This window comes from Microbacterium sp. UCD-TDU (assembly GCF_000340625.1).
Classification (GTDB): domain Bacteria; phylum Actinomycetota; class Actinomycetes; order Actinomycetales; family Microbacteriaceae; genus Microbacterium; species Microbacterium maritypicum.
The window spans coordinates 674,339-693,086 of the sequence record NZ_KB454446.1 but is presented as its reverse complement, the minus strand read 5'-3'; the positions used below and the strand labels follow the sequence as shown (position 1 = coordinate 693,086).

Genomic DNA, 18,748 nt, shown 5'->3' with positions numbered 1-18,748 from the left:
TGTCTGGTGCAGAAGCCCGCCGCGTCCAGCCCCCTCGTGGGGGTCGCGCTCGTCATCGGCTCCTGCCTCTCTCTTCCCTTCGGGGCCGCGGTCGCCGCTCAGCTGTTCCCGGTTCTGGGGCCCTGGGGTGTGACCTCGCTGCGCGTCGCGATCGCCGCGCTCCTGCTGGTGGCCATCGTGCGGCCGAGGCCGCGGAAGTGGACCCGTCAGCAGTGGCTGGCCGCCGTGCTCTTCGGCGTCTCCCTCGCCGCGATGAACGGCTTCTTCTACGCCGCGATCGATCGCATCCCCCTGGGGCCGGCCGTCGCGATCGAGTTCCTCGGACCACTGGTGCTCGCCGCCGTGCTCACCCGGAAGCTCGCCGACTTCACCTGGGTCGGCGTGGCCCTGCTCGGCATGGTCGTGCTGGGCATCGACGGCCTGATCGGCGCCGAACCGCTCGACCCGCTCGGGGTGGTGTTCATCCTCATCGCCGCCGGCTTCTGGGCCATGTATATCCGGATGAGCGCCCGTGTCGGCGCGCTCATCCCCGGCAGCAGCGGCCTGGCCATGGGGCTCGTGGTCGCCGCGGTGCTGCTCATCCCGGTCGGCATCCCGGCCGCATCGACGGTGGCGATGGATCCGCAGCTCCTGCTGCTCGCGGCGATCACCGCGGTGCTGTCGTCGGTGATCCCCTACAGCTTCGAGCTCGCGGCGCTGCGCCGTCTGCCCCAACGCGTGTTCGGCGTGCTGCTGAGCCTCGAGCCCGCCTTCGCCACCCTCGCCGGATGGCTCATCCTCGGGCAGGATGCGACCCCGCTGCGGCTGCTGGCCATCGCCCTCGTGATCGCCGCGAGCGTGGGGACCACGCTCGGTGTGCGGAGGGACCGCCGCGACGGAGGTCCCTCCGGTCCCTTCACCGCGCCGATACCGCTGCCCGACTGACCGCCGGAGTCGGCAGCGGGAACCGCCGACGCAGGATGATGCGCTGTACGAGCGTCCAGACCACCGTGACGGTGAGGTACAGCGCGGCGGCGAGCGGCACGAACAGGGCGAAGATCGCGGTCACGTAGTGCATCGCCGAGACGACGCGCAGCATGGTGGGGGAGTTCAGCGGCGAGTCGCCGGCGTCGACCGGTGTCGGGCGGAACACGCGGCGGGTGACCTCCGCCGCTGCGATCATCACCGCCAGGAGCACCCCGAAGACGAGGAACGTGGCCGCCGTCGCCGTGCCGCCGAAGAGCGCCGCGATCAGGCTCGTGCCCAGAGGTGCACCGAACAGGTCGTGCGCGAGCAGCTCGTTGGCGTGGCCCGCGATCTCCGGGCGCAGGAACAGCGTGTACAGGATGCCGACGACGGGGGCCTGCGCCAGCACCGGGAGCATCCCCGCGAACGGCGAGGTGTTCTCGGCGCGGTACAGCGCCATCGTCTCCTTCTGCAGACGTTCGGGGTTCTTCTTGTGGCGGCGCTGGAGCTCGCGCAGCTTCGGCGCGAGACGCGCCCTGGTCTGCTCGGCCTTGGCCTGGGAGATGCCGACGGGGATGAGCAGCGCCCGCACCAGCAGGGTGACGACCGCGACGGCGAGGGCGGCGGCCGAGGCTCCGGCGAGGGGGGTGAGCAGGTCGGAGAGCCCGGTCAGGGCGCCGTAGGCGGCGTCGAGGAGGGCGGCGAGAGGGGGAAAGGCGAAGATGTCCATGCAAAGGTCCGTTCGTGGCGTCGGGAAGGGTCGGCGAAGGCCGCGTGGTCCCGTCGTGTGAATGGACTACGCGGCGCTCGCGACTCCCGGCGCCCGAGGCCGTGGGTGGCCTGCGGCATCAGGATCGCTCTGCGTGAGGAGGGTGCCGACGTCGATCGCCCGCAGCGGATGCGGGGCGTCTGCGGTGGCTTCGGGGCGCACGCTCAGCACGATCGCGAGCGTGAGGGCCGTGACCGCGAGCACCGCGATCGCCAGGCCGAGAGCTGCCGCATCGGGCATCGAGACGAGTCCGAGCGCGGTCGCGACGAAGCTCAGCATCTGCCCGAACCACTCGCTCATGTGCGCTCTCCCTCCTGCAGCGAGGGTACCACCGGGGTCTGCGGGTCGGACCCGTCACAGCCGACCCCGGGGGTGCGGCACGGGCGTAACGTCGAAGGCATGAGTGACCTTCGCGCCCTGCTCGGGATCGAGCATCCGATCATCCTCGGCCCGTTCGGCGGGCTCTCCTCGACCGCGCTCACCGCGGCGGTGAGCAACGCCGGGGGACTGGGCTCGTTCGGCCTGTACGGCTACGACGGCGACCGCATCCGCACGACCGGGGCCGAGCTGCGTGCGGCGACCGATCGGCCGTTCGCGGTGAACATCTGGCTTCCCACGGGCGACGAGGTCGAACCGAACCCGCAGCACACGGTGTTCGCCCAAGCCCTGCAGCCCTTCTACGAGGCCGTGGGTCTCGACGTGCCGAGCAGGCCGGAGCGCTACACCCCCGCCCTGGAGGAGCAGCTCGACGCGATCTGGGAGATCGAGCCCGCGGTGCTGAGTGTGGTGTTCGGGGTGCCGTCCGCCGATGTGATCGGGGAGGCGCACCAGCGCGGCATCCGAACCGTCGGCACGGCGACCACTGTGGCCGAGGCGGTCGCGCTCGCCGCAGCGGGAGTGGATGCCGTGGTCGCGACCGGCGCGGAGGCCGGCGGGCATCGGGTGTCGTTCCTGCGCCCTGCCGAGGAGTCGCTCGTCGGGACCTTCGCCCTGATCCCGCAGGTCGTCGATGCGGTGGACGTGCCCGTGATCGCGGCCGGAGGCATCGCCGACCGACGCGGTGTGGCCGCGGCGTTCGCTCTCGGGGCCGCGGGTGTGCAGGTCGGGACGGCCTTCCTCTCCGCCTCGGAGTCGGCGGCCAACCAGGCGCACCGCGACGCGATCCGCTCGACCGCTGCCGACGAGACCGTGCTCACGCGGGCGATGAGCGGGCGTCTGGCCCGTGGCGCGCGCAACCGCGTCGTTCGCGCCATCGAGGCCAGCGGTACGATCGCGCCGTTCCCGATGCAGAACTGGCTCACCGGTCGCTTCCGGGCTGCCGCGGGGGAGCAGAACCTGGGCGCGCTGCAGTCGCTGTGGATGGGGCAGGGCGCGCCGCTCGTGCGCCACGAGACCGCCGCGGACGTGTTCGCCGAGCTGGTCGCGGGGGTTCCGGCCGCTCTCTGACGCTCATCGGCGAAAGAGACCGGGAAGAGCCTGCCCGTGGCGAAGCATCGTCGAGTGTCGACATAGCCAGGTTTCTGGCTAACATGGCCATATGAGCAGTCACAATGTTCTCGACGCGCGCAACAGTCTCTCGAGGCTGATCGCGGACTCTCAGGCGGGCGAAGACGTCGTCATCACCAAGCGGGGGAAGCCGGTAGCGAAGCTCGTTCCGATCGGGCCGGTCGATCTCGTCCGCAGCGGGCGGCTCCTCGTCGAGTGGCTCGAGCGCGACCCGTTGCCCGGGCGGCTGGCCCGTTCGGCTGCCGAGCTCGACGCGCAGATCGCGGAAAGCAGAGACGCCTGGGAATGATCTACCTCGATTCCTGCATCCTGATCTACGCCATCGAAGACGACGGGCCTCGGGGTATGGCCGTCCGAAACGCTCTCCGAGAGGTGGACGTCGCGGTGGCCTCGAGTCCTCTGGCGCTTCAGGAGTGCGTGGTCGGCCCGCTGCGGGGGCGCAATCCCGAGCTGCGCGACCGCTACCTCGCGATGTTCGAACACCTCGAAGAAGTGACGCTGGACGCGGCGGTCTTCATCCGTTCCGCGGAGCTCCGGGCGGATTTCGGACTGAAGACGCCAGATGCCGTGCACCTCGCCGCGGCTCAGATCGCGGGCTGCACCGAACTGTGGACGAACGACAGACGCCTTTCAGCTGCTTCCCACGGGCTCGCGGTCGACGTGATCGGTGCCCGATCCTGACGCGGCCCCGCTGAGGATTCTCTGTGTTCGCGAGGCGGGACGCTCGCTCCTCTAGAGGATGACCGTGGACTTGCCGTGCACGATCACGCGATCCTCGGCATGCCACTGCACGGCGCGCGCGAGCACCAGACGCTCGACGTCGGCGCCGCGGCTCTGCAGCTCGGCGGCCGATTCGGAGTGGGTCACGCGCGTGACGTCCTGCTCGATGATCGGCCCCTCGTCGAGGTCGGCCGTCGCGTAGTGCGCGGTCGCACCGATCAGCTTGACGCCGCGATCCTTGGCCCGCGCATACGGGTTCGCACCGATGAACGCGGGCAGGAACGAGTGGTGGATGTTGATCACCGGGGCCTCGAGCCGGGTGATGAAGTCGTCGGTGAGGATCTGCATGTAGCGCGCGAGCACGACGAGATCGACGTTGCCGCGCAGCAGCTCCAGCTGGCGCTCCTCCATGGCGGCCTTGTCGCCGGAGGGGATGTGCACGAACGGCACGCCGAACGACCGGACGGCCTCGGCCAGGTCGGGGTGATTGGAGACGACCATCGTGATGTCGATGTCGAGCTGCCCGCGCTGAGTGCGCCACAGCAGCTCCATCAGGCAGTGGTCGTACTTCGAGACGAAGATCGCGACGCGCTTGCGCCGGGCCACGTCGTGCAGCGACCACTCCATGCCGAAGCGCTCGGCGACGCCGGCGATGTCGGCTTCGAGCGCGGGGCGCGCGGCCGAGAGCCCGTCGAGGTGGATGACGGTGCGCTGGAAGAAGCGTCCGCCCTCGGAATCCGTCGAGTGCTGGTCGAGGGAGATGATGTTCGCCCCGTGCTGAGCGAGCACGCCGGCGACGGCGGCGACGATGCCGGGCTGATCGTCGCAGGCGATGAGCAGGCGGGCGGTATCGGGCTGAGACATGGGGACTCCTCGAGGGTGTGCATCGATTCTGCCGTGGATGCGCCGAGCGGGCGAATCGCGAGAGCACCGCGCGATGCCCTGCACCCGCGCGACGGCCGCCTCACCTACCCTGAGAGCATGGAAGCGAGCGACCTCGGCCTGGTGCTGGTGCCCCTGCTGGCGGTCGCCGCACCCCTGCTCGCTCGAGGCGTGCGGCCGGTGGTGCGGGTGCCGATCGTGGTGTTCGAGCTCGTGCTCGGCATCCTCATCGGTCCCGCGGTTCTCGGCTGGGTCGAGACGGGACCGCTGCTGGAGAAGCTCAGCGACTTCGGGCTGGCGCTGCTGTTCTTCGTCGCGGGCACCGAGATCGACTTCACGAAGGTCGCGGGCAAGCCGCTCGCCCGGGCATCGCTCGGGTGGCTGCTCAGCGTGCTGCTGGGCATTGGCCTGGGTTTCTTCTTCGCGCCGGGTGAGGGGATGGTGGTGATCGGGATCGCCCTCAGCTCGACGGCGCTGGGAACGCTGATGCCGATCCTGCGCGACGCCCGAGAGCTCGACTCGCCCTTCGGCCGTGCGATCAGCGCGATCGGTGCGGTCGGCGAGTTCCTGCCGCTCATCGCGATCTCGATCTTCCTGAGCACGCGGACCACTCCGATCGCCACCGCGGTGCTCCTGACCTTCGTCGTGCTCGCAGGCCTCGCCGTGCTGTTGGCCACGCGCGTGTCTCACGGACGGCTGCACCGCATCGTCCGCGCCACCCTGCACACCTCCGATCAGTTCGGCGTGCGCTTCGTAATCCTCCTCATCGCCGCCCTCGTGGGACTCAGCGTCATGCTCGACCTCGACATGCTGCTGGGAGCGTTCGTGGCCGGCGCGATCTGGCGCATCATCATGGCGCGCGCGCCGAAGAAGGATGCGGAAGAGGTCGAGAGCAAGATCGAGGCGATCGCCTTCGGATTCCTCGTGCCGATCTTCTTCCTCTACACGGGTGTCACGTTCGACCTGCAGGCGCTGCTCACATCGCCGTCGGCGCTGGCTCTGGTGCCGATCTTCCTGATCGCCCTGCTCGTGATCCGCGGATCGGCGGCGCAGCTGTCGGCCCCGCACGGAGCGAGTGCTCGCGATCGCGCGGCCCTCGGGCTCCTCGCCGCGACCGGTCTGCCGATCATCGTCGCCGTGACGGCGATCGGTGTCGACCAGGACATGATCGACACCGGCACGGCCGCGGCCCTCGTCGGCGCCGGCATGCTGTCGGTGCTGCTGTATCCGCTCATCGGCATGACTCTCCGCGGCGACCGCGCGGAGGTCGTCGGTCCGGAGCGGGCCGCCGAGTCCACGCAGGGAGAACTGTGACCACCGCATCCGCACTCTTGACCCAGGCCGTGAAGGATCTGCAGGACGCCCCGAAGGAGGGACTCGGCGAGCAGCGCGATTCCCGCTGGCGCGGGCGTCGCATCGTGCGGGTCGGTGACGCCTGGCACCTGGGCGTGCTGCTGCTGACACAGACGCACGCGCTGGCGACGGCGGAGGTGCTGCGCGCGGCCGACCCCGGGCGTCGCGGCTACACCGCGGAGTCGGCCAGGGAGCGTGCCGAGCGCCGAGCCGAGGCACTGCGCGGTGGCTTCGGCGAGGGTGAGGTCGTGCACGTGGGGTGGAGCGTCATCGACGTCGACGGGGTGGATGCCGGAGGCTCCTCCGGGCCGCTCGCCCTGATCGACGGGGTGCCGTCCGTGCGCTGGAGCACCGCGGGCGGTTTCATGCCACTGGAGGCATATCTGCGCGAGCGTGTGGCGCTGCTGCGGGACGCGGCCGCGAGCTGACGCGGGTTCCCCGACTCAGGCGAAGGTCTCGGCGAAGCGGCGCAGGAGCGCTGCGCCCTCGGTCACCGATGCCGCGAGCACCTGCTGCTGCACCGCGTCGAACTCGTCCGGGTCGAAGTAGCCCGTGGTGCGGTAGAACGTCATGCGGTCGGCGAAGTCGCGCGGAGTGGGCTCGGGGTGGAACTGCGCCGCGTACAGGTGCGTGCCCACGCGGTAGGCCTGCACCGGACAGGCCTCGTTCGTCGCCAGCAGCACGGCGCCGGGAGGGGTGCTCGCCGCGCTCTCCTTGTGCGCGGTGAAGACCGTGAGAGCCGAGCCGCTGGGCCCGAACACGGGGTCGGCCGCACCGGCTGCGGTCGTGTCGATCACGGTGGCGCTCGCGGGTTCCGGGGTGTCGGTCACGACCTCGCCCCCGAGCATGCGGGTCACCACGCCGATGCTGAAGCAGGTGAAGAACACCGCGACCTCGGCCGCCATCGCCGCGTCCGCCAGCGTGCGGAGGTCGGCTTCGACCCGCAGCTGCTCCGCGGTCTTCACCGTGTCGGAGACGTTGAACGGCGAGCCCCCGACCACGATTCCGCGGTACCCCCGCAGACGCTCGATGTGCAGCGGCGTCTGCAGCAGATCGAGCCGATCGACCACGTCGACACCGAGGGCCCGGCGGAAAGAGGCATGCTCGGCATCCGCCGCCCCGATCTCGGGCCGCACGCAGACGTAGAGAAGCGAGGCCATCAGGAGATTCTAACGATCGCGCGAGGCCGGGCCGACGCGGTCACCGCGAGGAGTTGGTCGTGCGACCGCGGACGATGCCGACGAAGGTCTCGACGTCGGGCGTGGTGCGCTCGCGCGGCCAGACCAGGGCGACCGTCGAGGTCGGTCCGTCCGTGAGGATGCGGTGATCGGCATCCTTGCGGTGGTGAAGGCGTGCGAGGGACATCGGGACGACCACGATGCCGACTCCGGATGCCGCCGTCGCGACCGCTTCGCCGGTCGCCAGTGCGGCGAAGTTCGCCGGGAGGGTCCCGGGGAGATCGAGCGCGCCGAGCACGTCGTCGGTCAGCCCGATCAGAACTTCGCCCTCGAGGTCTGCCGCCGTGAGCTCCTCGGCCGCCATCAGGTGCGAGTCTGCTGCCGCGACGACGACGGGGAGCTCGTCGTACAGCGGGATGATGTGCAGCGACTCGTCCGTGAGAGGCAGACGCACCAGCGCCGCGTCGACGTCGTCGAGGGCGCTACGCTGCGTGGCGGCCTCGATGGGCACGAGTTCGAGCGGCACTCGTGGCATCCGCTGCTTCCACGCATCGATCCACTTGCCGGGTGTCGCCCCCGGCACCGCGCCCAGACGGAAGGTGCGCGGTGCCTCGGGCTCCGGCTGAGGAGCGTCGAAGACGACCTTGGCCGTCGGCTTCTTCGGCTTCTGTGGGGGGAACCGCTCGGCGGGGGCGGCCTTGTTCCGGCGCACAGGCGTGCCCCTGCTTGCGCCCTTCGCGGGCCGTCTTCCCTGATTCGCCATGGGGTCAAGGTTACTCGGCGAGCGGTTCCGGCACCTCGTGCAGCGGCGCCGGTGCCGTGGCAGCGAGCGTGCGCTGGGCGCGGCGGATCAGCCCGACGGCTCCGCCGACGAGCAGCAGCACACCGATCGTCAACACGAGGATCATGTTGGCGGTGGTCGGGGTCAGGGCCAGCAGCCCGTCTGTAAGGGTCTCGCGCCGATCGGCGTCGGCGAGCATCCAGAGGGCGCTCGCTGCGACGGAGGCGAACAGAAGACCCCAGATGATGGCCGCCCAGCGGGTGCGGGGCGGGGTGGTCGGTTCGATGATCGTGGGCGTGCTCATCACTGGTCTTCCTTCACGGGCTCGTAGATGGTGACGTTGATGACACCACTGGTCTGATCGATGGTGACGGGCTGGATGGTGGTCGCAGCGACACGGTCCGAAGAGACGTCCTGGACGATGACGGACTCGCCGCCGCGGTCCTCGAAGGACCAGATACCGCTGTCGATGATGGTCGCGGTCTCGCCCTCCACCCGCGTCCAGTGCGCCGTCCCGGTGTCGAGCGTCGCGCGAAGCTCGAGCTCTACTCCCGCATCGACGTAGATCTCGGTGGTGCCGGAACCCTTCTCGATCACGATCGGCCGGGGCGCGCCGTCATGCTGGTTCAGCGAGAGATAGAGGTCTCCGAACGGCTGACGGATGTGCTCCGCCCGGTTGTTGGAGATCGACGCCCAGCCGAGCGTGAAGCCCTGAAGGGTCGAGAATGCGCCGGCCACCAGCCCGCCCACCAGGGTGATCACGGTGACGAAAGCCAGGAAGCCGCTGCGGCGACGGAACGCTCCGGCGACGATCATGCCGAGCGCGAGGATGAGCGCGGCGGCGAGAAGTCCCAGCGCTCCGCCGAGGGCCTCACCGCCGGTGACGAGACCGACGGCGGCACCCGTGATGATGGCGAGACCGATCATGGTCGCGGCGAAAGCGAAGCCCGCCCGCGGGTTCGATGCCCGGCGGATGCGGCGGCGCTCGGCTGCCTCTGCGGCGAACACCGCGGCCTCGGCCTGGCGCTCGCGGCGCAGCTGGTCACGGGCAGCCCGTTCGACATCCTGCTGCTGGCGCCGCCATGCCTGGTCCTGCTCCTTCCAGGCGGCGTGCTGAGCGCGCCAGGCCTCGAGGGCCGCAGGGTCCTGAGAACCGGGCGGCAGCGGAACCGGCGGGGCGGGCGGGGTGAGGGCGAGCGAGGCATCCGCGGCCGCAGGCTCCGTCACGGTGTCGGCCGCGGCGGCTGCCTCGGTCGGGAGAGTGGCATCCGCCCCCTCGGCGGTACCCGAACCGGCGAGGGGGGCGGATGCGGCCGGGGCCGCCTGATCTGCGGAAGCCATCGGCAGATCCGGCGCGGAAGCACCCGGGGTGCGGCTGGCAGCACGCACGATCAGGAAGAGCAGGACGGCGACGAGCACGAGCCCGAGGATCCAGCTGATGAGGGAGAGAGCCGACCAGCCGTCGTATCCGAGTCCGAACAGGCGGCCCGCGAGTGGAGCCGTGGGGAACAGGCCGATGACGGCCATCGCCAGGATGCCCCACTGCACGGGCTGGTAGTCGCGGCGCAGCAGGTCGCGCACGTGCACCCGTCCGTCGACGTCGGGCAGCAGCGCCCAGGCGGCGGCGTAGAGGAAGATCACCGGGAGTCCGAACAGCGCGGCGACCACGAGCACCCCCCGCACGATCAGCGGGTCGATGCGCAGGCGCGCGGCGATGCCAGCGGCGACCCCGCCCAGCCAGCCCTCGGAGCGGGCGACGCCGAGACCGGCGACCCAGAGTAGGAAGCGATCGGCGCCGCGCGGGATATCGGTGCCCCGAGCGCCACCGGCCGGAGCGGCGGGGTCGGCAGGGGGCGGGGGCGCAGTCGGAATCGTCATGCTTCGATCCTGGCGGCCGCAGGGGGATGCCTGCCATGGGGGGAACCCCTGAGCGGCCCCTGATTCTGGGCAGGGGAGCACCCCGAGCGGGTGCGCGGGTGATTGGATTGCCCCATGTCCTCTTCGGCGCACGCTCCTGCGCGACCTCCGCGCGTGGCCGCTCCACCGCGCCCAGCCCTGGCCCGGGATCGTGAGTGCCTGGTGGCCGGCGTCAGCACGGGGCTCGCCCGCCATCTCGGTGTGCGGGTGTCGTTGGTGCGGGCGCTGTTCATCGCCCTCACGCTGTGCGGCGGCGCCGGCATCCTCCTCTATGCATGGTGCTGGATGTTCACGCCCTGGGCGGAGGGCGAGAGCGCGCCGACCAGACGGATGCCGGTGGCCTGGCTGCTGCTCGCCCCTGCCGCGGTCGGGATGCTCGTCGTCCTCGTCTGGCGCGGAGGCAGCGACTGGTTGAGCGGATCGATCCCGCCCGGCACCGCGGCCGTCGTCGTCGGTGGCACCGTGGCCTTCGCGACGGGTGCCGGTCTCTGGGCCACGCTCATAGATCGCACCGACACCGCGCGCGGGCCCCGGCACACCCTGAGCATCCGGATCCTCGCGATCCTGCTGCTCGCCCTGCTGGTCACGGTTCTGCTGTCCTGGCCGGTGGCGCGCTCGGGTGTGGTGCTGGTGCTCCTCCCGCTGGTCGGGCTCGCCGCCGTGGTGTCGTCGACGCTGATCCCGCGGTGGCGGGAGCTGTCGGGTGAGCGGGTGCGCCGCATCCGGGAGGAGCAGCGCAGTCAGATGGCCGCCCACCTGCACGACTCGGTGCTGCAGACACTGGCGCTGATCCAGAACAGGGCGGGAGCCTCCAGCGAAGCCGCACGGCTCGCCAGGGCGCAGGAGCGCGAGCTGCGTGCCTGGTTGTACGACGGCGATGCCCCCGCCGACAGTGATCTTCCGACCGATCTGCGCGACTATGCGGGGGCGCTCGAACTCGACTACCCCGTGCGCATCGACGTCGTCTCGGCCGGGCTGTCGACCGAGCGGGCGAGCGGGGAGCTCGCCGCGGCGGCGCGGGAGGCGATCCTGAACGCGGCCCGGCACGCAGGTGGGGAGATCTCCGTGTACATCGAGGGAAGCGCCTCGGGGGTGGACGTGTTCATCCGCGATCGGGGGGCGGGATTCCGACTCGACGACGTGCCCAGCGATCGCCTGGGAGTGCGGGAGTCGATCATCGGCCGGATGCGCCGTGCGGGCGGCACCGGAGAGGTCCGCAGCGATGGGAACGGCACCGAGGTGCGCCTTCGCATCACCACGAGCGCGCTCCAGGATCGACCGGCGCCGCGCCAGACCGCCTCCCGGGAGGAGAACCATGGCTGACAGCATCCGGGTCGTGATCGTCGACGACCACTCGATCTTCCGCTCCGGGCTGCGCGCCGACCTCGACGCGAGCGTCGACGTGGTCGGAGAGGCCGCCGACGTGCCGTCCGCGATCGCGGTGATCGGCGAGACGCAGCCCGATGTCGTACTCCTCGACGTGCACCTGCCAGGGGGCGGCGGAGACGATGCGGCCGGAGGTGAGGCCGTGATCCGCGGCTCGTCTCCCACCGCCGCCCGGTTCCTCGCGCTGAGCGTGTCGGACGCGGCGGCCGATGTCGTGCGCGTGATCCGCGCCGGTGCCAGGGGCTACATCACCAAGGGGTCGTCGGGTGTGGAGGTCAGCAGCGGGGTGCGCGCAGTGGCCGACGGGGATGCGGTGTTCTCTCCGCGGCTCGCCGGCTTCGTGCTGGACGCGTTCGGTGCGGTGGCCGGCGAGACCGCGACGGCGACCGATGAACTCGACCGGCTCTCGGCGCGCGAGCAGGAGGTCATGCGCCTCATCGCCCGCGGCTACGCGTACAAAGAGGTCGCATCCGAGCTGTTCATCTCGATCAAGACCGTCGAGACGCACGTGTCATCGGTGCTGCGGAAGCTGCAGCTGTCGTCGCGTCACGAACTCACGGCCTGGGCCTCGGAGCGGCGCCTTCTCTGACCCGGCTCTGCGCTCGGCTGCCTCAGGCGGCGAGCCACAGACCCTTCTGATCCGTCGCGATGGTGAGTCCGGCGGCGACCGTCTCGTCGTCGCCGATCCTCGCGCCGCGCACGATGCGCGCCCCGGCGCCGATGTCGGTGCGCACGCCCACGTAGGCGTGATCGCCGATCGCCGCGCCGTGGCCGACGTGCGCATGCGCGTCCACGAACGCGCCCTCGCCGATCACTGCGTCCTCGTCGATCCAGGCACCGCGCGCGATCGTCGCGCCGGCGCCGACGCGCGCTCCCGGTTCGATATAGGCACCCGCCTCGATATGCGCCTTCGGGTGCACCTTCGCGCCATGCGCGACGAGACCCCGGCCGTTCGCGTGCTTGCGGTACCGCAGCGTCGCGCCCTGGTCGTTCTCGATGTCGACGTAGTTCTTGCCCACGATTCCTCCCGTGCTCCGGAGTTCTCCGGATATACCAACAACCACGACGCGGTCGGATTCATTCCCGCGGATGGATGTTGTCAGCGTTGACAGGACGGGCACCAGAAGGTGATGCGCTCTCGGGTCGGATCTGCGCCCTGCTCACCGCGTCTGATGAGGGTGCCGCAGCGTCGGCACGGGCGTCCGGCGCGGCCGTACACCCAGGTGGTCTGGCCGCCGCGATTGACGCCGGTGAACGTGCGGTCGGCGCGGTCGCGGTTGGCGCGGATCGTGCGCACGCCAAGGTCGACGAGGGCGGCGACATCGACCTCCGGCGTCGGCGTCGTCGGCAGGATTCCCCGCAGGAACAGGAGTTCTGCGGCGTACTCGTTTCCGAATCCCGCGACGTTGCGCTGATCGAGCAGGGCCACATGGATGCTGCGGGTGTCGGCCCCGAGGCGCCGGATCGCCTCTGCCGCATCCCAGTCGGCGGCGAGGGGATCCGGACCGAGATGACCGACGAGCTGGTCTTCGTCTCGGGTGGGGACGACCTCGATCTCGGCGATGTCCACGCCGACGGCTTCGCGGTGCGCCGTGCCGACGATCGCCCGCACCTTGAAGGCCGGGTGACGCCACTTCTCGCCGGGTCGGTACACGAACCATGCGCCGTCCATGCGCAGATGCGAATGCAGTGTGCTCTCGCCTACGCGCAGCAGCAGGTGCTTGCCGCGCGCGAGTGCACCGTGCACCGGCTGCCCGGTCAGATCGAGGGTCGCGAATCGGGGGACCCGGAGGTCGAAGCGGGTGACCTCCGCCCCCGCCAGGGCCTCGTCGAGGCGCCGTGCGGTGCGGAAGACGGTATCGCCCTCGGGCATCAGGGCGCTCCGAGGGGCGCGCGGGGCGGGTGCGGTGCCTGCGGTGCTGCGGGTGGTGACGGAGTTGTCGGCAGGCTCGGTGCGGTGGCGCTCGTGCGGGCGAGCATGTCCCGCGCGAGCATGGTGCTGCCGGCGACGGCGGCGGGCATGATCGCGACCGCGCCGCCGGGGATCAGGAAGCAGAGCTGGGTCGCGACGCCGAAACCGAGAACCCGCGCGCGGCTTCCCGAGAACAGGGCGGCGCGATCGGCCGCGCTGAGCTCGCGCGCGCCGAAGGCGCGCCCCGTGAGCTCGCGGACGAGGAGCCGACCGGTGAGCACCACACCGGAGACGGCGCCGAGGAACCCGCCGACAGCCGGGATGAGGCCGATCAGGAGCACGAGGACCGCGATCAGGATGCCGAGCAGGATCAGCCGGAGCCCCTCGCCGAGCGTGGTCCAGAAGCTGCCGCCGTCCGCCGGAGGCGCCTCGCCCAGGTCGACCTCGACCGCGTGCCAGATGCGCTGGTAGAAGGGATCGCCGATGGTCAGGGTCAGGGCGCTGAAGACGACGCTGGCGAGCGCGAGTGCGGCCGCCACGACCACGAGGCCCACGGCGGCGCGCAGCAGACCCTTCCACGGCTCGAACCATCCCTCGGCGAACGGGGTCAGCCAGGCAGACAGCGACGGCATGCTGAGCACCAGCGGGATGAGGGCGGCTGCGAGCACGACCACGGCGATGATCGCGGGGATCAGCCCGAGCATCATGAGACCGGGCCTGGTGCGCCACAGCCCGAACCCGCGCAGCAGGGTGCGGATACCGGTCGCGAACTCTCGGATCATGGCTTCCAGCGTAGGTGCATCGCTCAGACGGCCTTGCGGAGCGTGTACCCGCGCGGAGTCGCCACGAAGCCGGCCTCCTGCAGGGCGAGGGCGAGTCCGGTGCCGTAGACGCCCTCGCCGTTGACCTTCTCGACGGTCAGGGTGTCGAGGCGGCGACTGCGCGCGGTGGTCGCGAGGTCGGCTGCTGCGGCGCGCAGCACCTCGGGATCGTCGCTGAACGACAGCACCGTGCGGCCGCCGCGTTCGAGGGAGAGCACGAGGGTGCCGTCGACGAGCACGACCAGAGCGCCCGCCTTGCGCCCCGGGCGGTGCGACACCCCGTCGAGCTTGGGCCAGCCGAGCGCGGCACCGTACGGGTTCGCGGGATCGGTCGCCGCGAGGGTCACGGCCTTGCGGGGAGGCGGATCGGCGAGGCCGGCGTAGGTGCGCAGACGATCGACCGTTCCGGAGGCGGCGAACTGCGCGGCTCCCAGCTTCTCGATCACGTAGCCGCGGCGGCAGTGGCCGGCTTCTTCGAAACCGGCGAGCACCCGGTAGGCCTGGGCGAAGCCACCGGGAACACCCTCGGCCTGCACGGCGCCGCGGGTGACGACGCCGTAGCGGTCGAGCAGGAGCCCGGCGGTGACGGTCGCCCGGCGGGCGGGATCGGTCTCGAGTGCAGGCAGCAGCGACCAGCGCCCGCCGATCGAGGGCGGCCGGGGAGCGGCGGCACCCGTGAAGGACACGCCACGGTAGGTGCGGGCACGGGGAGCGCGGCGTTTGACCTTGTGCGCCTGCGAGCCGCCCGCGAGAAGGGAGCGGATCGGGGCGAACGTGTCGTTGGTGACGTGGCCCGACCACGTCAGCGACCACAGCGCCTCGAGCACGGACTGCTCGTTCTCCGCCGCCGCCATCTCCTTCAGCTGCCCGGCGAAGTAGGCACCGCCCACGTCGAGGGCGATGAGGATGCGCGACTCCAGGGAATCGGACGCGATCTCGGCGTCGCGCTCCGGCAGGGTGAAGGGGGCGAGATCTGCCGGATGCAGCGACACCCAGCCGTCGCGCCCCGGCAGGGTTCCGTGGCCTGACCAGATGACCTCTCCGGCGGCCGTCAGCTCGTCGAGCATCGCGGGCGAGTAGTCGCGCACCCGGGAGGGGAGCACGAGCGACTCCCACGCGCTCGCGGGGATCGGCACGCCCGCGAACTGCTCGATCACGGTGAGCACGCCGTCGACGCCTTCGAGCGGTCGTCCGATGTGCTGCCAGTCCGGCAGGAATCGGGCATACGCCTCGGGGGAGACGGGCTCGACCGATCCGCGGATCGCGGCGAGCGAGCGCATCCGGAGGCGGCGCAGCACCTCGGTGTCGCACCATTCGATGGCGTCTGCGCTGCCGGCTGCCTCGGGCAGGAAGTACCCGCTCGTGATCCGGCCTGCGGTCTCGAGGCGTTGCAGCGTGTGCCGCGCGACGGCGGCGCCGAGTCCGAACCGCGTGGCGACGGCATCCGTGGTGAACGGGCCGTGCGTGCGGGCATGGCGGGCGACGAGGTCGCCGAGGGGATCGGCGACGGGTTCGAGGAACGCCACCGGGATGCCGGTGGGCAGCGCCGCTCCCAGCGCATCGCGCAGACGCCCCGCATCCTCGATCGCGGCGACGCGGCTCGTGCCGGCGATCGTGACGGGGATCGCCCGGCGCGCGGTGATCAGCTCGTCGAGCAGCGCTCCGGCCGAGGTGTCGGCGATCGACTCGGGGTCGAGGCGCGCGGTCACTTCGTCGGCGTCGAGCGGCCCGAGCATCCGCAGCAGGTCGGCGACGCCCTCGAGCCCGCGTGCCCGGCGATCGGGGTCGAGGCGCTGGGCCTCGCGCTCGAACTGGGCGATCACATCGGGGTCGAGCAGTTCGCGCAGCTCGACCGTGCCCAGCAGCTCGCCCAGCAGCGCGGGGTCGACCGAGAGCGCGGCCGCTCGGCGCTCGGCGAGAGGGGAGTCGCCCTCATACATGAACGCGCCCACGTAGCCGAACAGCAGGTCGCGGGCATAGGGCGACGGCTGCCCGGGCTCGGTCTCGACCAGGCGGATGCGGCGATCCGCGATCGACGTCGCGAGTGTGCGCAGCGAGGGGAGGTCGTAGACGTCCTGCAGCACCTCGCGCAGCGTCTCGAGGATCACCGGGAACGTCGGATGACGTCTGGCCACCTCGAGCAGTTGCGCCGACCGCTGCCGCTGCTGCCACAGCGGCGTGCGCTTGTTCGGGTTCATACGCGGCATGAGCAGCGCGCGTGCCGCGCACTCGCGGAACCGGGAGGCGAACAGGGCGGAACCGCCCACCTCCTCGGTGACCAGGTGTTCCAGCTCGTCGGGGTCGAACACGAACAGCTCGGCGCCGGGCGGCTCGGCCTCGGCGTCGGGGATGCGCACGATGATGCCGTCGTCGCTCGCGACCGCCGACCCCTCGACGCCGAGACGCTCGCGCACCCGGGCGTTGATCGCCAGCGCCCAGGGGGCATGCACCTTCATCCCGTACGGAGAAAGCAGGATGACGCGCCAGTCGCCGACCTCGTCGCGTCCGCGCTCGACCGTCAGGGTGCGGTCGGTGGGGAGCGTGCCCGTCGCCTCGCGCTGCTCGGTCAGATGGGCCATGAGGTTCGCCCGCGCCTGCTCGTCGAGCCCGGCATCGATGAGTCGCTGCGCCGCCTTCTCGGGTGTGGCCGCCGACACCTCGCGGGAGAACGCGCCCAGCGCCTCGCCGAGCTCGAACGGCCGGCCGATGCCGTCGCCGTGCCAGAACGGCACCTTGCCCGGCTGGCCGTAGGCGGGGATCACGTTGACGCGGTCGTGGGTGATCTCGGCGATCCGCCAGCTCGTCGTGCCGAGCGTGAACACATCTCCCACCCGAGACTCGTAGACCATCTCCTCGTCGAGCTCGCCCACGCGTGCTCCGGTCGTCTCGCCGGCGACGAAGACCCCGAACAGGCCGCGGTCGGGGATCGTGCCGCCACTGGTCACCGCGATGCGCTGCGCACCGGGGCGTCCGGTCAAGGTGCCGGCGTCGCGATCCCACACCAGTCGCGGCCGCAGCTCCGCGAACTCGTCGGAGGGAAAGCGGCCGGCGAGCAGGTCGAGAGTCGCCTCGTAGGCCGAACGCGGGAGGGCCTGGAAGGGCGCCGACCGGCGGACCGTCTCGAACCACTCCTCCACGCCGATGGCCCCGAGTGCGCTCGCCGCGACCGTCTGCTGGGCCAGGATGTCGAGCGGGTTGCGCGGCACCTGGATGGCCTCGATCTTGCCGGCCAGCATCCGCTCGGTCACGATCGCGGTGTGCAGCACGTCGCCGCGATGCTTCGGGAAGAGCGCGGCGCGACTGATCTCGCCCACCTGGTGCCCGGCGCGGCCGACGCGCTGCAGGCCCGAGGCCGCGGACGGGGGCGCCTCGACCTGGATCACGAGGTCGACCGCACCCATGTCGATGCCGAGTTCGAGACTGCTCGTCGCCACGACGCAGCGCAGCACCCCCGACTTCAGCTCCTCTTCGACCTGAGCCCTCTGCTCCTTCGAGACCGACCCGTGGTGCGCCTTCGCGAGCACGGGGTCGGCGCCGGCGGTGGCTCCGGCCTGCGCCATCATGGCGGCGGGCACGGTCGCCTCCGGCAGCTCGATGCCGATGCGCTCGGAGTAGATCTCGTTCAGTCGGCCCGTCAGGCGCTCGGCGAGCCGGCGGGAGTTGGCGAACACGATCGTCGAGTTGTTCTGCAGGATGCGGTCGACGATCGCCTCCTCGACATGCGGCCAGACGGATCCGGTGACCTCGGAGTATTCGGCATCGGCCGCATCCCCCGGCACACCGGGAGGGGGCGGCGGGTTGGTCATGTCGTCCATCGGCACGACCACGCCGAGCTCGAAGGTCTTGGATGCGGGAGGTGCGACGATCTCGACCGGAGCCGAGCCGCCGAGGAACCGCGCGACCTCGTCGATCGGACGCACGGTGGCCGAAAGCCCGATGCGCTGCGCCGGCTTCTCGATGCCGTTCGCGCGGCGCAGGGCGTCGAGACGCTCGAGACTCACGGCGAGGTGTGCGCCACGCTTGGTGGCGGCGACGGCGTGCACCTCGTCGATGATCACGGTGTGCACCCCGCGCAGGGTCTCGCCCGCCCGGCTCGTGAGCATGAGGTAGAGCGACTCGGGGGTCGTGATGAGGATGTCGGGCGGATCTGACACGAGCTTGCGCCGGTCGCTCGAGGTCGTGTCGCCCGATCGCACGCCGACCGTCACCGCAGGCGAGGGCACTCCGAGTCGTCTCGCCGACTGCCCGATGCCGATGAGCGGGGAGCGGAGGTTGCGTTCGACGTCGACGCCGAGCGCCTTCAGCGGGGAGATGTAGAGGATGCGCGTGCGCGGCTCGCCCTTCGCGGGCGCGGAGGTCTCCGCCATGCGCTCGCGGAACACGCTGTCGATCGCCCACAGGAAGGCCGAGAGCGTCTTGCCCGAGCCGGTCGGGGCCACCACGAGGGCGTGCTTGCCTGCGGAGATCGCGTCCCACGCGCCCGCCTGAGCGGGAGTGGGCGCGGGAAAGGCACCCCGGAACCAGTCCTGCGTCGCGGGGGTGAAGCGGTCGAGCACGTCGCTCATCCCTCCATCTTCG

19 protein-coding genes are annotated in these 18,748 nt (G+C 71.2%); 8 read left to right on the top strand and 11 right to left on the bottom strand.

Translation table 11 applies throughout. From position 1 onward, the window contains the following. Positions 1–6: 6 nt before the first annotated feature. Positions 7–924: a DMT family transporter gene (locus D514_RS26260; protein ID WP_017829291.1), complete on the top strand. Its 918-nt coding sequence runs from the start codon at positions 7–9 to the stop codon at positions 922–924. On the opposite strand, the gene D514_RS26255 is transcribed toward D514_RS26260, so the two are convergent. Both D514_RS26255 and D514_RS26250 read right to left on the bottom strand, forming a co-directional pair. Then, the gene (locus tag D514_RS26255) at positions 896–1,675 is read right to left on the bottom strand and encodes a membrane protein insertase YidC (RefSeq protein WP_017829290.1); all 780 of its coding nucleotides are present in this window, start codon (positions 1,673–1,675) and stop codon (positions 896–898) included. The two genes, D514_RS26260 and D514_RS26255, sit on opposite strands and share 29 nt — an antisense overlap. A 66-nt stretch (positions 1,676–1,741) precedes the next feature. Beyond that, on the bottom strand, positions 1,742–2,014 hold the full coding sequence (locus tag D514_RS26250; RefSeq protein ID WP_017829289.1) for a DUF6412 domain-containing protein: 273 nt from the start codon (positions 2,012–2,014) through the stop codon (positions 1,742–1,744). Positions 2,015–2,113: 99 nt separating this feature from the next. Here D514_RS26250 and D514_RS26245 point away from each other — a divergent pair, with 99 nt between their 5' ends. From D514_RS26245 to D514_RS26235, 3 genes are all read left to right on the top strand, one after another. Beyond that, complete coding sequence (locus D514_RS26245; protein WP_017829288.1) at positions 2,114–3,160, top strand: nitronate monooxygenase family protein; 1,047 nt, start codon at positions 2,114–2,116, stop codon at positions 3,158–3,160. A 91-nt stretch (positions 3,161–3,251) separates the two neighbouring features. Beyond that, positions 3,252–3,509 (top strand): type II toxin-antitoxin system Phd/YefM family antitoxin, encoded by a 258-nt coding sequence (locus D514_RS26240; RefSeq protein WP_017829287.1) that lies wholly within the window; start codon positions 3,252–3,254, stop codon positions 3,507–3,509. Continuing rightward, positions 3,506–3,901, top strand: coding sequence for a type II toxin-antitoxin system VapC family toxin (locus tag D514_RS26235; protein ID WP_017829286.1), 396 nt, complete (start codon positions 3,506–3,508; stop codon positions 3,899–3,901). The genes D514_RS26240 and D514_RS26235 overlap by 4 nt, the downstream gene beginning before the upstream one ends. 51 nt (positions 3,902–3,952) lie before the next feature. Here D514_RS26235 and purU read toward each other — a convergent pair whose 3' ends face one another. Beyond that, a complete protein-coding gene (gene purU, locus D514_RS26230) occupies positions 3,953–4,804 on the bottom strand; it encodes a formyltetrahydrofolate deformylase (protein ID WP_017829285.1) in 852 nt (283 codons plus the stop codon). 117 nt (positions 4,805–4,921) lie between these two features. Between purU and D514_RS26225 the strand changes: the two genes are divergently transcribed. Then, positions 4,922–6,136 (top strand): cation:proton antiporter, encoded by a 1,215-nt coding sequence (locus tag D514_RS26225; RefSeq protein ID WP_036323107.1) that lies wholly within the window; start codon positions 4,922–4,924, stop codon positions 6,134–6,136. Then, complete coding sequence (locus D514_RS26220; RefSeq protein WP_017829283.1) at positions 6,133–6,603, top strand: hypothetical protein; 471 nt, start codon at positions 6,133–6,135, stop codon at positions 6,601–6,603. The genes D514_RS26225 and D514_RS26220 overlap by 4 nt, the downstream gene beginning before the upstream one ends. Positions 6,604–6,618: 15 nt before the next feature. On the opposite strand, the gene D514_RS26215 is transcribed toward D514_RS26220, so the two are convergent. Genes D514_RS26215 through D514_RS26200 form a run of 4 tightly spaced genes read right to left on the bottom strand, consistent with a single transcriptional unit; the run spans position 6,619 to position 10,012 of the window. Further along, positions 6,619–7,335: a hypothetical protein gene (locus D514_RS26215; RefSeq protein WP_017829282.1), complete on the bottom strand. Its 717-nt coding sequence runs from the start codon at positions 7,333–7,335 to the stop codon at positions 6,619–6,621. A gap of 40 nt (positions 7,336–7,375) precedes the next feature. Then, positions 7,376–8,116 carry a substrate-binding domain-containing protein gene (locus D514_RS26210; protein WP_236610919.1) on the bottom strand — a complete coding sequence of 247 codons (741 nt, stop codon included), beginning with the start codon at positions 8,114–8,116 and terminating at the stop codon, positions 7,376–7,378. A gap of 10 nt (positions 8,117–8,126) precedes the next feature. Beyond that, entirely contained in the window at positions 8,127–8,438 is a 312-nt protein-coding gene (locus tag D514_RS26205; protein WP_017829280.1) for a hypothetical protein, read from the bottom strand. Then, positions 8,438–10,012, bottom strand: a complete 1,575-nt coding sequence (locus tag D514_RS26200; RefSeq protein WP_031205663.1) for a PspC domain-containing protein — start codon at positions 10,010–10,012, stop codon at positions 8,438–8,440. Before D514_RS26200 ends, D514_RS26205 begins: the two co-directional genes overlap by 1 nt. 114 nt (positions 10,013–10,126) lie before the next feature. On the opposite strand from D514_RS26200, the gene D514_RS26195 reads away from it, so the two are divergent. Together D514_RS26195 and D514_RS26190 are read left to right on the top strand one after the other, a co-directional pair. Next, the gene (locus D514_RS26195; protein WP_081603858.1) at positions 10,127–11,374 is read left to right on the top strand and encodes an ATP-binding protein; all 1,248 of its coding nucleotides are present in this window, start codon (positions 10,127–10,129) and stop codon (positions 11,372–11,374) included. Next, on the top strand, positions 11,367–12,026 hold the full coding sequence (locus D514_RS26190) for a response regulator transcription factor (RefSeq protein WP_017829278.1): 660 nt from the start codon (positions 11,367–11,369) through the stop codon (positions 12,024–12,026). The genes D514_RS26195 and D514_RS26190 overlap by 8 nt, the downstream gene beginning before the upstream one ends. A 22-nt stretch (positions 12,027–12,048) precedes the next feature. On the opposite strand, the gene D514_RS26185 is transcribed toward D514_RS26190, so the two are convergent. The 4 genes from D514_RS26185 to D514_RS26170 form a co-directional block, all read right to left on the bottom strand. After that, the gene (locus D514_RS26185; RefSeq protein WP_017829277.1) at positions 12,049–12,456 is read right to left on the bottom strand and encodes a DapH/DapD/GlmU-related protein; all 408 of its coding nucleotides are present in this window, start codon (positions 12,454–12,456) and stop codon (positions 12,049–12,051) included. An 80-nt stretch (positions 12,457–12,536) separates the two neighbouring features. Beyond that, a complete protein-coding gene (locus D514_RS26180) occupies positions 12,537–13,310 on the bottom strand; it encodes a DNA-formamidopyrimidine glycosylase family protein (protein WP_017829276.1) in 774 nt (257 codons plus the stop codon). After that, positions 13,310–14,131: an EI24 domain-containing protein gene (locus tag D514_RS26175; protein ID WP_017829275.1), complete on the bottom strand. Its 822-nt coding sequence runs from the start codon at positions 14,129–14,131 to the stop codon at positions 13,310–13,312. Before D514_RS26175 ends, D514_RS26180 begins: the two co-directional genes overlap by 1 nt. A 23-nt stretch (positions 14,132–14,154) precedes the next feature. Further along, complete coding sequence (locus D514_RS26170) at positions 14,155–18,735, bottom strand: ATP-dependent helicase (protein ID WP_017829274.1); 4,581 nt, start codon at positions 18,733–18,735, stop codon at positions 14,155–14,157. Positions 18,736–18,748 lie beyond the last annotated feature (13 nt).